Annotated in this window: 10 protein-coding genes; 5 read left to right on the top strand and 5 right to left on the bottom strand. The window is 70.3% G+C overall.

Annotation, left to right across the window (positions count from 1 at the left end; translation table 11 throughout):
• Window positions 1-124 precede the first annotated feature (124 nt).
• From BOSE125_RS07325 to BOSE125_RS07315, 3 genes are all read left to right on the top strand, one after another.
• The gene (locus tag BOSE125_RS07325; protein WP_159551311.1) at window positions 125-1,192 is read left to right on the top strand and encodes a PAC2 family protein; all 1,068 of its coding nucleotides are present in this window, start codon (window positions 125-127) and stop codon (window positions 1,190-1,192) included.
• A 95-nt stretch (window positions 1,193-1,287) separates the two neighbouring features.
• The gene (locus BOSE125_RS07320) at window positions 1,288-2,544 is read left to right on the top strand and encodes a DUF4192 family protein (RefSeq protein WP_159551309.1); all 1,257 of its coding nucleotides are present in this window, start codon (window positions 1,288-1,290) and stop codon (window positions 2,542-2,544) included.
• Window positions 2,545-2,890: 346 nt separating this feature from the next.
• Complete coding sequence (locus BOSE125_RS07315; protein ID WP_159551307.1) at window positions 2,891-4,147, top strand: RNA polymerase sigma factor; 1,257 nt, start codon at window positions 2,891-2,893, stop codon at window positions 4,145-4,147.
• A gap of 193 nt (window positions 4,148-4,340) precedes the next feature.
• On the opposite strand, the gene BOSE125_RS07310 is transcribed toward BOSE125_RS07315, so the two are convergent.
• On the bottom strand, window positions 4,341-4,568 hold the full coding sequence (locus tag BOSE125_RS07310; protein WP_159551305.1) for a hypothetical protein: 228 nt from the start codon (window positions 4,566-4,568) through the stop codon (window positions 4,341-4,343).
• Window positions 4,569-4,950: 382 nt separating this feature from the next.
• Here BOSE125_RS07310 and BOSE125_RS07305 point away from each other — a divergent pair, with 382 nt between their 5' ends.
• Window positions 4,951-7,071, top strand: coding sequence for a type IIA DNA topoisomerase subunit B (locus BOSE125_RS07305; protein ID WP_159551303.1), 2,121 nt, complete (start codon window positions 4,951-4,953; stop codon window positions 7,069-7,071).
• Window position 7,072: 1 nt separating this feature from the next.
• Window positions 7,073-7,714, top strand: coding sequence for a class I SAM-dependent methyltransferase (locus tag BOSE125_RS07300; RefSeq protein WP_201301159.1), 642 nt, complete (start codon window positions 7,073-7,075; stop codon window positions 7,712-7,714).
• 3 nt (window positions 7,715-7,717) lie between these two features.
• Here the strand turns inward: BOSE125_RS07300 and BOSE125_RS07295 are convergent, their stop codons facing one another.
• The 4 genes from BOSE125_RS07295 to BOSE125_RS07280 all read right to left on the bottom strand — a co-directional run bounded on the left by BOSE125_RS07295 (window position 7,718) and on the right by BOSE125_RS07280 (window position 13,764).
• A complete protein-coding gene (locus tag BOSE125_RS07295) occupies window positions 7,718-8,716 on the bottom strand; it encodes an NAD(P)-dependent oxidoreductase (protein ID WP_236557868.1) in 999 nt (332 codons plus the stop codon).
• Window positions 8,713-11,583, bottom strand: coding sequence for an alpha/beta fold hydrolase (locus tag BOSE125_RS07290; RefSeq protein ID WP_371300578.1), 2,871 nt, complete (start codon window positions 11,581-11,583; stop codon window positions 8,713-8,715). Before BOSE125_RS07290 ends, BOSE125_RS07295 begins: the two co-directional genes overlap by 4 nt.
• Window positions 11,580-12,602, bottom strand: coding sequence for a 3-oxoacyl-ACP synthase III (locus tag BOSE125_RS07285; RefSeq protein ID WP_201301158.1), 1,023 nt, complete (start codon window positions 12,600-12,602; stop codon window positions 11,580-11,582). Before BOSE125_RS07285 ends, BOSE125_RS07290 begins: the two co-directional genes overlap by 4 nt.
• A 190-nt stretch (window positions 12,603-12,792) precedes the next feature.
• On the bottom strand, window positions 12,793-13,764 hold the full coding sequence (locus tag BOSE125_RS07280) for a M56 family metallopeptidase (protein WP_236558157.1): 972 nt from the start codon (window positions 13,762-13,764) through the stop codon (window positions 12,793-12,795).
• Window positions 13,765-13,799: the final 35 nt, after the last annotated feature.

Raw genomic sequence — 13,799 nt, 5'->3', positions numbered from 1 at the left:
TCGATCCTAGCCACGGAATACGCGCAGGCCACAGTACGTTGGTATCACCAACAGGGCCGGAGCCGCTGGCCTGGCCCGGCCCCGATGCACTGCCCCCTGACCCGAGGCACCGGAAGGACGCACCATGCAGGATCCCACCACGCTGTTTTCGCTCGAGCCGGCCGGCCGCGACCTGTTGGCCGGTGGCTTCGACGGTGCCACCGCGCTGCGTGGCCTGGGCATGCTGGCCGTCTTCGGCGGGCACATGGATGCCGGTCACCTCTCCGAACAGGTGCGGACCACCGTCTTCGACTCGTTGGACCACAAGCTGCTGGCCAGCTATGACGCGGACCAGCTGATCGACTACCGCTCACGCCGGCCGCAGATCACGTTCGACGGCGAGCGCTTCCGCGACTACCAGTCACCCCGGTTGCAGCTGCACCTGGTCTCCGACTCCCTGGGCCGGCCCTTCCTGCTGCTGTCCGGCCCCGAACCGGACTACCAGTGGGAGCGTTTCGTCTCCTCGGTGCTGTTCCTGGTGGAGAAGCTGGACGTCAAGCTCGTGGCCCTGATCGATGCCGTGCCCATGCCCGTGCCGCACACCCGGCCCCTCGGCGTGACGGCCCATGGGAACCGCGACGAGTTGGTGGCGGGCCTGTCCACCTGGAGCCCCCAGGCACGCATGGTGTCCGGCGTGGGCCAGCTGCTCGAGTTGCGACTGGACGAGAACAACCGCGGAACGACCGGATACACCCTCCACGTCCCGCACTACCTCAACGATGCCGCCTACCCCCAGGCCGCCGTCGCCGCGCTGGAATACGTCGGGGCCGCCCTGGGTCTCATGCTCCCCACCGAGGAGTTGCGCGAACGGGGCCGCGAGGTGGACCGGGAGCTCGACCGCCAGACCGGCTCCTCGCGTGAGGTCACCGCCATGGTGGAGGGCCTGGAGAAGAATTTCGACCAGAACTCGCCGGGGGCCGGCCGCTCCCTGTTGGTGGGTCCAGACGAGCAGGTCCCCGATGCCGAGGAGCTGGGCGCGGCCGTCGAGGAATACCTGCAGAGCCAGCCGCGCCATGCGTTGGACGCCGGCGGGGGCGTGCGACCGGAGGACGGGGACGCTGGTGTGGGCCCTGAGGGCCCCGAGGAAGCTGCCGCCCCAGAGGGCCCACAGGACGGTCCGGCGGAGGAGCCGAACAGCCGCCGCGAGGAGTAGACCGCTACTCCACACCCGGCAGAGACCGCCCACAGCCCCACAGCCGGGGTTGTGGGCGGTTCCGTGTCCGGCAGGGAGACGGAAGCGTGGAGGCCATGCACACAGACCTCCCCGACGACCGTGTCCGTCCCGGCTTGCCGGTCTCGATCTCCGCCCCGGTCAAGGCCGCCGGAGTGGCCGATCTGATCAGCTATATCCAGCACACCATGGGCTTTCCGCCCCGCAACAGCCTCGCGGCCATCAGCATGACCGGCCGGAACCTCGGTGCCGTCCTGCGTTGCGACTGGGACCCCGGGACGGTGAGGACCTGGGCGGACCACTCGGCCTATGCCCACCAGTTCGCCGGACACCTGGCCCGGGACCAGCGAGCGGACGGCTGTGTGGCCGTGCTCTTCCGTGATGCTGACGACCGCGATGCTGACGACCGGCAGGTCGAGGAGGATCCGACCGGCGAGTCGGACCGCCTGCTGGCAGCCGCATTGGAACGCGAACTCAGTGAGGTCGGCCTGCCCCTGATGGAACTCTGGTTGGTGGCCAGGGGACGCCTGTGGCACGTGGACTGTCCAGCCCCGGGATCGTGTTCCGGCCATGGTTCACCGGCATCCTGGGTCGAGACCAGCGTCGTCAACGCCTCCCTGATCGTGGAGGGGTCCGTGGTGGAGGAGGAACCGGTGGGCAGTGGGCTGCCGCCCGCCGCGGAGGACTTCTCCGTGGAGCTCGCCTGGGCGCTGCGGAACATCCGGGAGATCGGCCTCGGGGCCAGCGCCGATGATGAGGCCGAGGACCTCGAGGAACTGGTGTACTGGCTTGCGGCCTGGGAGCGGGTCCTGGCGGGCGAGGGGCTCCCGGAGCAGCCGACCGAGAGAGCCGTCCTCATGGCCGGGCTGCTCCTGGTCGAGTGGCGGGATTGCCTCCTCGCCGCCGCGAGCTTCACGCTGGAACGGGCCCTGTCCGGCGCCGCCTGGATCGGTACCCTGCCCATCGAGGCGTCGTTGGCCTTCGAGGCCGAACCCCGCGAGGTCAACGGAGTGCTCTATTCCTCCGTCGTCCTCGCCGCCAGCCGCCGCGCGCCGGATTGGGAGCGCATCGCCCACCTCAAGAACGCCTGCACAGGCCTGCTGTCGGAGGCCGCCGGACCGGTGGCGTCGGCTCTGCGGTGCCTGGCGGCCTGGGTCGAATGGGCGAGGGGCCGTGGTTCTGCCGCTGGCAGGATCCTGCTCGAGTGCCGGCACGAGGACCCGGACTACCCGCTGGGACAACTGCTGGGCGAGATCGTGGACCGGGGGATGCTGTCCGGCTGGGCGGCCCGGCGCGAGACCGCATGGTCGGCCACGGCCCGCAGGACGAGCTGACACCGCGTATCCGGAGCCGACCGGGTGATGTGGGGCGGCGCGCGGCGGGCGCTGATGCGCCGGTCCGGTGATTGCCGTGGCATAATCGGCGGGGCCGACCCCGGCTCTCGTTAACATCCCTCCGCCCGCCGAATCTCCGACAACACGTCGGGGTGCGGGAAAATCGGTGAGACGGGAACAAAAGTGCCAGGGGGGTCGTTGACCACATGAAGACCCTGCGTCCGCGGGTCCGGAAGTACGGGATCGTCATCCCGTGGCGTCCGGGTGCAGTTCCAGCGGATTTGACAGGGTCATAGTGGTGTTGACCGTTAGGGGCCCTCCGGGATGCCCGTACGAAAGGTATTGAGTGACTACTTCTTCGAAGAAGACCGAGACGCAGGGCAGCACGGCCGTCGAGGACGCCGTTGCGGAGGACCAGGGGGCGGCCAAGGCCACCGCTCGGACGTCCGCCCCGAAGTCGAGTGCCACGAAGACCACGGCGACCAAGGCCGCCGCGAAGTCCGGACGGACCAAGGCTGCGGCCGCGAAGCCCTCCGAGGAGGCCGTGGATGCCTCCGACTCCGAGGCTGAGACCGATGAGTCCACGGACGCCCCGGCAGCCTCGGCTGAGGCCGAGGAGACGAGGACCCGCGGTGGATTCGTCGTCTCCGACGCGGAGGACGACGCCCCGGTTCAGCAGGTCGTGTCAGCCGGTGCGACGGCCGACCCGGTCAAGGACTACCTCAAGCAGATCGGCAAGGTCGCCCTGCTCAACGCGGAACAGGAAGTCGATCTGGCTCTGCGTATCGAGGCCGGCCTGTACGCCGAGCACAAGATGAAGGACGAGCCTCCCACGGAGGCCCGGATGCGGCGGGACATGGAACTGGTCATCGCCGACGGCCGTCGCGCGAAGAACCACCTGCTCGAGGCCAACCTTCGCCTGGTCGTCTCCCTGGCGAAGCGCTACACCGGACGCGGAATGCTGTTCCTGGACCTCATCCAGGAGGGCAACCTCGGCCTGATCCGCGCCGTGGAGAAGTTCGACTACACCAAGGGATTCAAGTTCTCCACGTATGCCACGTGGTGGATTCGCCAGGCCATCACCCGCGCCATGGCGGACCAGGCCCGCACCATCCGCATCCCGGTCCACATGGTTGAGGTCATCAACAAGCTCGCCCGCGTGCAGCGTCAGATGCTCCAGGACCTGGGCCGGGAGCCCACCCCGGAGGAGCTGGCCAAGGAACTGGACATGACCCCGGAGAAGGTCGTCGAGGTCCAGAAGTACGGGCGCGAGCCCATCTCACTGCACACCCCCCTGGGTGAGGACGGCGACTCGGAGTTCGGTGACCTGATCGAGGACTCCGAGGCTGTGGTGCCCGCCGATGCCGTGAGCTTCACGCTCCTGCAGGAGCAGCTGCACTCGGTCCTGGACACGCTCGCGGAGCGCGAAGCGGGTGTGGTGGCCATGCGCTACGGCCTGACGGACGGCCAGCCGAAGACGCTGGATGAGATCGGCAAGGTCTACGGGGTCACCCGCGAGCGCATCCGACAGATAGAGTCCAAGACCATGTCGAAGCTGCGCCACCCCTCACGCTCCCAGGTGCTGCGCGACTACCTGGACTGAGCCCGACCGTCCCAAGCACCGGCCGCCCCGACCCAGAGGGTGAGGAGCATGGCCGGCGGGACACCCACCGCAGCACAAAGGCCCGGCACCAACAGGTGCCGGGCCTTTGTCGATCCTGGACGTCGTGGATCGTGTGCGTCGGTGCCGGGTATGAGCCGGAGCCTGACGGTTGGCGATCCGTTGGGCGGACGTCTCAGTCGGCGTCGACCGGCTGCTTCTCGTGCAGCTTGTTCGTCTCGTCCTGCCACAGGGTGGTCTGCGGACGGAGGGTCTCCTCCACTGCGCGGGCGTGGTGGCCGCAGAACAGCAGTTCGCCGCCACTGTGCAGGACAGCTCGGACGTAGGCCTGGGCCCCGCAACGGTCGCAACGGTCGGCACCGGTCAGGACCGGCGGTTCAATCGTCGTGGCGGTGGTGGTCATGTTGGCCTCCTCATGTGGTGCCCCTGTTCCCCTGGGACCGGTCCGCAGAGACCGGGGGGATCGGTACTTGAAGGGTACTGCGTACACCTACGGAACCATCATCCTCGCACTTTTGTCCGCAGGCGCGAGCGGGAAGGCCCCATTTTCGCTGATTGCGTACCTGTGGATGCTCCGCCCGTTCTCTACCCCCGCCGCCGACGTGACCGGTATCCGTGGCGCTCGATGTGACCCGCCACGGCTCGAGGTCAGCCGATGTGGCGCGGTCCCCGCCCGGTTCCCGCTGAACGGCGCCTCGTGCCGATAGCCTGAAGGACGATCATCAACCACCTCGTGAACTGGCGAGGGGGCGCAACAGCAGTCATCAGGGAAGTCAGGGAAACGCATGTCCGGCAGCAGTGAGTACAACGCCCGGCACCTCTCCGTGCTGGAGGGCCTGGAGGCCGTCCGCAAGAGGCCGGGCATGTACATCGGCTCCACGGACTCCCGCGGCCTGATGCACTGCCTCTGGGAGATCATCGACAACTCGGTGGATGAGGCCCTGGGTGGCTATGGCCAGTCCATCGCCGTCACCCTGCACGCCGGTGGAGCGGTGGAGGTGGAGGACAACGGCCGCGGCATCCCGGTGGACATCGAGCCGAGGACCGGCCTGTCCGGAGTCGAGGTGGTCTTCACCAAACTGCACGCCGGTGGCAAGTTCGGCGGTGGCTCCTATGGGGCCTCGGGCGGGCTGCACGGGGTGGGCGCGTCGGTGGTCAACGCCCTCTCCTCCCGCCTGGACGTCCAGGTGTTCCGTGGCGGAAAGATCCATCAGTTGTCCTTCCACCGCGGCGAGCCAGGTCAGTTCACGGACACGGGTTCCACCGCCCGGCCTGACGCGCCCTTCACTCCCTCGGCCGACCACTCGCCGATGGAGATCGTGGGCAAGGCCAAGCGCGGGCAGACCGGCACCCGGGTGCGGTACTGGGCGGACGAACAGATCTTCACCCCGGAGGCGAAGTTCTCCTATGAGGACCTGCAGCAGCGGGCCCGGCAGACCGCCTACCTCATCCCCGGCCTCAAGATCACGTTGCGGGACGAGCGCCGGCTGCCGGGCACCCCGGGGGAGATGGGATCCCATGAGGAGGTGTTCCACTATGACGGCGGCATCTCCGAGTTCGTGGACCACCTCTCCTCCGTCAGCCCCATCACCGACGTCTGGCGGCTGCAGGGCTCCGGCACGTTCTCCGAACGCGTTCCCGTCCTGGGTGAGGACGGCCGCTCGGCCATGCAGGACGTGGAGCGTCAGTGTGAGGTGGACATCGCCCTGCGCTGGGACGTCGGCTACGACACCCACCTCCGCTCGTTCGTGAACATCATCTCCACTCCGAAGGGTGGCACCCACCAGTCCGGCTTCGAGCAGGCGCTGCTGAAGACCGTCCGCAAGGTCGTGGAGGCCAACGCCCGCAAGCTCAAGGCCGGCAACGACAAGCTGGAGAAGGACGACGTCCTGGCCGGGATGACGGCGGTGCTGACGGTCCGTCTGGCCGAGCCGCAGTTCGAAGGGCAGACCAAGGCGGTCCTCGGTACCCCGGCCGTGCGCCAGATCGTGGCCAAGGTGGTCGAGCAGCAGCTCGGCGCGATCCTGAAGTCGACCAAGAAGCACGAGAAGAACCAGGTCTCAGTGCTGCTGGAGAAGGTCGTCTCGGAGATGAAGTCCCGCATCTCCGCCCGGACCCACAAGGAGAACCAGCGGCGCAAGAATGCACTGGAGACCTCCACCATGCCGGCCAAGCTGGCCGATTGCCGCACCACGGACGTGGCGTCCTCGGAGCTGTTCATCGTCGAGGGAGACTCGGCTCTCGGCACGGCCAAGCTGGCCCGCTCCTCGGACTTCCAAGCCCTGTTCCCGATCCGCGGCAAGATCCTCAACGTGCAGAAGGCCTCCGTGGGGGACATGCTCTCGAACGCCGAGTGTGCCGCCCTGATCCAGGTGGTCGGCGGTGGTGCCGGCCGCAGTTTCGACCTCTCCTCAGCGCGGTACGGCAAGGTGATCCTGATGACGGATGCGGACGTGGACGGCGCTCATATCCGCACCCTGCTGCTCACCCTGTTCTTCCGCTATATGCGCCCCATGGTCGAACAGGGGCGTGTGTTCGCCGCCGTGCCGCCCCTGCACCGGGTGGAGATCATCCACTCCGGCAGCAAGGCCAACGAGGTGGTCTACACCTACTCGGAGAACGAGCTGCACGGTCTGTTGGCCCGTCTGCAGAAGGACGGCAAGAACTACAAGGAACCGATCCAGCGGTACAAGGGCCTGGGGGAGATGGATGCGGACCAGCTGGCGGACACCACCATGGACCCGCGCGTGCGGATGCTCCGCCGCGTGACCATCCCCGAGGCGGAGGAGGCCCTGCAGCGGGCAGAGCACGTCTTCGACCTGTTGATGGGCTCCAATGTGGCACCGCGCAAGGACTTCATCATCTCCGGCGCCAGCGACCTCGACCTCGACCGTATCGACACCTGAGGTGACGTCCGTGCCCTGGTCCGGCCAGCCCGGCTATGACGCCCTGGCGGAACTGTACGACCGGACCTTCCCGGGCCCCTGGCAGCGGCCACTGGACCGGCACTCTGTGGATGCCTTCGCCGACGCGCTGCCGCGAGGTGGGACCATCCTGGACCTGGGGTGCGGCACCGGCCATGTCACCGTGGAATTGGCCTTCCGCGGCTTCAACACGATCGGCGTGGACCCCTCGGCCCGGATGCTGGAGATCGCGCGCAAGCGTTATCCGCAGCGCACCTGGATCGCCGGCGACGCCCACTTTCCCGCCGCAGATCCGGTGGTGCGAGCTGCCGGTCCCGTCAGTGGGATCCTGGCCCGGTTCAGCCTGATCCACGTCCCACCCGGACAGGTCCGGCAGGTCCTGCAGTCCTGGGCGGCGCACACGGAGCCCGGCTGTCAGGTGCTCCTGGCGTTCCAGGGACTATTGGAGTCCGGGCGGGATGTGGAGGAGTTCCCGCACGGGGTGGCCCGGGCCTGGCGATGGAACCCGTCGTCGTTGGCCCAGGCCCTGGACGAGGCCGGTTTCGCTGAGACGTGGCGGGTCATCGTCTGCCCTGACCAGGACCACGAGTATCCCGAGTGCCATCTCAGCGCCGTGCGGCGCTAGAGCTCACCGACGTCCGTAGCGCGCGGCCAGCAGCTCCAGGCCGCGGTCGAGGGACACGGCCGGCACCCAGTCCAGCTTCGCCCGGGTCCGGCGCTGGTCGAACCAGTGTGCCGTGGAGAGCTGTTCGGCCAGGAACCGCGTCAGCGGGGGTACATCCCCGTCCCGGCCGAGATCGGCCGCCTCCCAGATCCGCTCGATGATGGCACCGGCGCCTCGGGCGAGGCCACCGGGGACCCGCAGCCGCGGTTCGGGGGCGCCGCCGGCGATGGCCAGGCCCCGGATGAGCTCGCCCACCGGGCGGGGTTCCCCGTTGGTGACCACGAGTGCCTCCCCGTGGACCCGGTCCACCGCGGCGACGGCAGCCACCACGGCGTCCACGGCATTGTCCGAGTACAAGGTGTCGATCAGGGCCGCGGCCGGCCCGAGCAGCGGCATCCGGCCGGCGCGGGCACGGTCGATGATGCGTTCGGTCAGCTGCGTGTCCCCGGGGCCCCACATCAGGTGTGGGCGCAGGACGAGCACGCGAAGCTCCGCGCTGTCCGCGGCCAGGGCCAGCAGCTCCCCGGCGGCCTTGGTGCGGGCGTAGTGGCCGCGCGCGCGGTCCGGGTCTGCCGGCCCGGCGCCCTCGCCGACGATCGACGTCCCGGCATGGGCCACGGATGGCGAGGAGATGTGGACGAACCGCTCGGTGCCCGCCCGGCGGGCGGCCTCCAGGACGGTCGCTGTGCCCCCGATGTTGACCTGCTCGAACTCGTGGGCGGGTCCGGAGACGGAGACCTTGGCCGCCACATGGACCACCGTGTCCCGGCCGGCTGTGGCCCGCTCGACGGCCGCAGCATCGGTGACGGTGCCGAGGACGTCGCGCGCGCCGGCCACCCCGGAGGGACGGCGCTGCAGGGTCACGACGTCGGCGCCGGACTCCACGAGGCGGCGCGCCACTCCGGAGCCCAGGAGGCCGGAGGCTCCGGTCACGAGGACGCGGGGAGGCGGTGCGGCCCTCACGGGGTGCCCACCTTCCCGCCGGACAGGACCCGAGCGGCCCACTGGGCGATCCGGGTGCGGTCGATCTTCGAGTTGTGGCGGATGTCCACGGGGACCCGGTCCGTCACGAGCACTGCCGCCACGGAAACCGGCGCCGCAGCTGCCCGCACGGCCGCCGTCAGGGCGCTGGGGGCCAGCCCGGGGCGCGGCCTCCGGGCCCGGTCCGGCGTGTCGACCTCGACGACGGCGACGACAGCCTGGGTGCCCCGCGGGCCCACACCGACGACGGCTGATCGGGACACGCCGTCGAGGTCGTCGATGCGCGCCTCGGGGCCGCCGGGCGCCACGGGCCCTTCGGCCGTGATGGCCACGTGCTGCAGGCGGCCCTCGATCCAGAGCCGGCCGGCGGCGTCCAGGTGGCCCACGTCCTGGGTCCGGTGCCAGTCCAGCCCGTCCTTGCCGTCCCGCCGGCTCAGGGAGTCGGTCAGCCACAGCCGGTCGTACCCCGCCTTCTGGTGGGGCGCGGAGATGACGACCTCGCCCAGGACTCCGGCGGCGTCGGGCCCCTCGAGCAGGATCCCGGCCGGGCTGCCGTCGGCCTCCAGCGCGTCGATGGCGATGCGCACGGGACCCACGGGGCGGCCCACGCAGACGCCGTCGTCCGGCCTGCTCGCGTCCGCCGTGGGATCCGCGGCCCGGGCCGAGAGCTCGATGATCGCCTCCCGGTCGATGTCCGCCAGCAACAGTGCCTCGGTCATGCCGTAGGGCGAGTGGAACTCGGCCCGGGGGAAGAGTTCTGCCACCTGGGCCATCAGCTGGGGGTGGACCGGGGCTCCGGCGGACAGCACCAGGTCGATGCGGCCGAGCACGGCGTGATCCTCCGATCCGAGCTGACCAGCGGTCGCCACGACGTTGCGCAACGCCGCGGGGGAGGCGAAGAGGATGGTCGCATGACCGGCACGGGCGGCCTCGGCGACAGCCTGCGCCGTGAGGGTGGCGGGCTGGGTCACGGACATGTCCGGGGTGACCGACGTGGCGCCGATGGCCGGCCCCAGCAGGGCGAAGGGGGCGAACCCGGCCAGCAGAGAGGAACCGGGCCGGACCCGGAAGACGTCCCGCAGCAGCCCGGCCAGCGCCGAGAGGCGGCCGTGGGTGTAGAGGACCCCCTTGGCCGGCCCCGTGGAGCCGGAGGTGTAGAGGATGGCGGCCGGATCGGTGGGGGCCGGCACGTGGATGGTGCCGTCCGCTTGCCGCGCGCCCGAGAACCGCGTGCCGTCGTGGTCCTGGGCCATCCGGTAGAGGCTGTCCTCCACGCCGAGGGCCCGCGCCAGGGGCGTGGGCAACGTGGAGACGGAGAGGCGGCGTCCCGGCCAGCGCTGGGACCGGGCCACGGCGAGTCCGGGGAGCTTGCCGATGACCCAGTCCGGCCGGGCCGCCCGCACGGCGCGGGTCATGCCGGCGACGCCCAGTCCGGCATCGGCGACCACCACGACGGCACCGATCTTCAGCGCCGCATACAGGGCGGCTGTGAGGTCCCGTCCGGGGGTGACCATCATGGAGATCCGGTCGCCCGGGCGGACCCCGCGGGCAACCAGGCCGGTGGCGATGGCGTCCACGACGCTGGACAGGCGGTTCCAGCTCAGCGGTGTCTGGTCGTCCCCGGCCATGTCCACGAGAGCCGGGGCGGAACTGTCACGCCAGTCATCCAGGTAGGACCACAGTGGCCGGCCGGTGGCCTCGTTCCAGCCGATCTCCACGGTGCCGGTGTCTACGTCCGGCTCCGCCCCACCCTGGGCGGCGAGGACAGCGCCCTCGGGGCTTCGGGTGCGGGCGGTGCCGGCGAGCACCTGTCCGGCCCACCGCAGGATCGGGGTGGCGATGTCCACGTCCTCGGCCAACAGGTGCCCGGCCGTCTCGAACCGGTGCAGGTCGGCGTGCGGGAGCCGCTGCAGCAGATCCGCCTGGTACCGGTCCAGGAACACCGGGTCCCTCGGACCCCACAGCAGCAGGGCGGGCTGGGTGAAGTCGGCCACGGAGGCAGCCACCCGGCGCAGTTCCGGATGGGAGGCGTGCTGCGGTCCCACGGGGATATCCGCCACGAAGCCGCCGATCCCGCCGCGACGCTCGGGAGAGGCATAGGGGGCGTGATAGGCGGCTTTGAGGTCGCTGCCCAGGCCGGGGTGGCCGAGTGCCGTCGTCACCCGCAGGAAGGCATCGGTCAGGACGGTGGAGCCGGCGAGCAGGGGGCCGGCGAGGGCCGCCTGCAAGGGAACCGGGATCGGCTCGGACTCGTCATGGTGGACGGCGGTGTTCAGGGTCATCGCGGCGGCCACCAGGTGCTGGTGGCGGCCGGCCCAGCCGAGGGAGACGACGCCGCCCCAGTCGTGGCCCAGCGTCAGCAGCGGGTGGCCGGCGCGGGCCTGGACGTCGAGTCCGAGGGCGGTGACGAGGGCGTCGAGATCGGCGAGGCGACCGCCCAGGGTGCGGTAGCCGGCGTCGTTCGCGGACACCGGATCCGGGGCGCCGGCCGCAGTGGCGGGACGGGGGAGGGACTCGTGCGGCAGGCGCTCGGAGAAACCCATGTCCAACTGATCCGGGGCGACCACGCGCCACACGGGTCCCTCGCCCTTCAGGGCGGCGCGGACGGTCGCGGCGGCCAGACCGCGCCACAGGTAGGACCAGGTCGGGTTGCCGTGCACGGCCAGGATGGTGCCGTCCGGCTCCGCTCCGGCCTGGGCCAAGACATCCCCGGTGTCCAGCACGTGCAGGGTCCGCTGGCCGTCGACGGCATCGATCGGCACGAGGCGGCTCCAGGCCGGGTCCCAGCCGGGAAGCGGAACGGAGGCGGAAACGGCCGGCAGGGTGGCTGGGGCGGCGGGGATCCTCACCAGGCGATCTCCAGCATGGCGGTGTTGAGCCCGGAACCGACTCCCATGCAGAGCACCTTGTCGCCGGCCGACAACTGGTCCACCTCCCGGGCCAGGGTGATCGGCAGGGACGCCGGCCCGACGTTGCCGAGCTCGGGGAAGGTGACCGGGAACCGGGCCGGGTCCAGGCCGGTCGCCTCCGTGATCGAATCGGTGTGGAGCCGGGAGACCTGGTGGGTGACGTAGCGGTCCATGTCCGACCAGCCCCAGTCTGCCGGGACGTCGTTCCAGGCGTCCATGACGAGCTCGAGTCCGTCCTTGAGCAGAGCGGTGGAATCCGTGAACATGCCCTTGTGGTCGCCCACGCAGAGGTCATGGTGGTCAGTGCCGGCGCGGGTGATGCCGCGGACGATCCGGTGGCCCTCGGGGTGCTGGTCGGTGCGCCCGATGACGGCTGCGGCGGCCCCGGAGCCCAGGGTCAGGGAGGCGAATTGCTCCATGAAGTTGCTGCGGTCCACGCCCTCCTGCTTCAGGTTCTCCAGGGTGGCCTGCTGGACCTTGACGGAGTCCTCGCCGGCCACGACGACGGCGTAGTCGACCTGACCGGAGTCGATCATGGAGGCTGCCAGGGTGATTCCGTTGACGAAGCCCAGGCACGCGTTGGTGATGTCGAAGTTCGTGGCGGAGGTGGGCAGGTCCATCTCGTGGTGGATGCGGACGGCCACGGACGGTTCGAGGGTCTCGCGCGTGACGGAGGTATTGACCATGAGCCCGATCTGGTCCGGCCGGACGCCGGCCTTGGTCATGGCCTGGCGGCCGGCTTCAGCGGCGCCCAACTGGAAGTGACCGGGGTGCTCCCAATTGCGGCGTGCGTTGACGCCCGCGACGCGCGGCAGCAGGCCCTTGGGGAGCCGCAGCCCCTTCAGGACATCAGCCAACTCCTCGTCGAGCTGTGCACTGGTCACGGTGACAGGGGCCAGTACTTCCGTCACGGAGAGGAGTGAAGCATTGGAGTGACGGAATGTCGCGTTGCCTTGCACTATGGGGCCTGGTCCGTTCGTGGGGGTCAAAGGGGTTGGGTGGTGGGGAGGTGGCGGTCGACGCCACCGAAGCACCAGCCTAGCGAACCCCGACCGATGGAAAGCCGGGAGTCGGCTGGGAGGCTGCTGAATGACGCCCCGGAAGCGCAGGGTGGCTGCCCAGGGACGGTGACCATGGCTACAGCAGTGTCTACAGCAACAGCACCAGCGGGAAGGCGGCCAGGCACAACGCCGCCACGACGACCAGGAGGCGCACCGCCACCGGCAGGGGGTCGGCGGGGGACAGCAGGCGGTACAGGCGCAGGGTCAGGGGGACGGATTCGTCCCTCTGGACGTTCTCCGCCCGTGGTGGTCGCGGGGCCGGGGACGCCGGTGCCGTCGGTGACCCGGCTTCACCGGTGAGCACGATGGCCCGCACCAGGTCTCGGCGGTCGTGGACGGCCAGCGCGGCGTCGTCCGCCATCATCTCGGTGAGTCCGGCCACAGCCCGTTGGGCCATCGCCGTGGTGGGCAACCAGGCCACCGCCCGATGCCAGGCCTCGAAGGCCAGCCGGAGCAGGTCGTGCCGTTGGCGCAGGTGGGCTCGCTCGTGAGCCACGACGGCGGCCACCTCCGGTTCGGACAATTGGTCCAGCAGGCCGCGGGACAGGACGGTCAGGGAACCGGTCAGGCCGGGAAGGCAGTAGGCCAGCGGGACATCGTGGGGCAGCACCCGCGTGGGAGTCCCGGCGATGTCCTCCGCCAGTCGACTGCGTTCGGACGGAGGTGCTGCCAGGAGTTCGACCATCTGGCGGTGACGGCGCCGGTTGGCCACGGTCTTCACTGCGGTGACGGCCAGGGTGAGCACGAGGTGGGCGAAGAGCAGCAGGGCCAGGGTGGCGGCGGCGATGCGCGTAGGCAGCCACGGGTCATGCTCGAGCAGGGGGATCCAGGAACCCTCCACGAGGGCCCGGACGAAGGCGGGGGCCGCCTCGACCACGGTGTCCCCGAAGGGGGTGAGCCCCCACAGGAGGGGGAAGCCGATCAGGGAGAGGCCGCCGGCGAGGGCGACGGACTGCCAGAGCGCCATGGCGGCGGCGGGAGCCCGGCGGACCCAGCGCGCGCGGCCGAGCAGGACCGGGACCGGCCAGGCCAGGATCACGGCCAGCGCGGCGAGCAGCATGACGGACACGAGGGAGAGTCTAGAGGGCGGGGCCT

It is taken from the genome of Citricoccus sp. K5 (assembly GCF_902506195.1).
Taxonomy (GTDB): domain Bacteria; phylum Actinomycetota; class Actinomycetes; order Actinomycetales; family Micrococcaceae; genus Citricoccus.
Note: the sequence above shows the minus strand (reverse complement) of the source record. Positions and strands in the feature narration are given on the sequence as shown.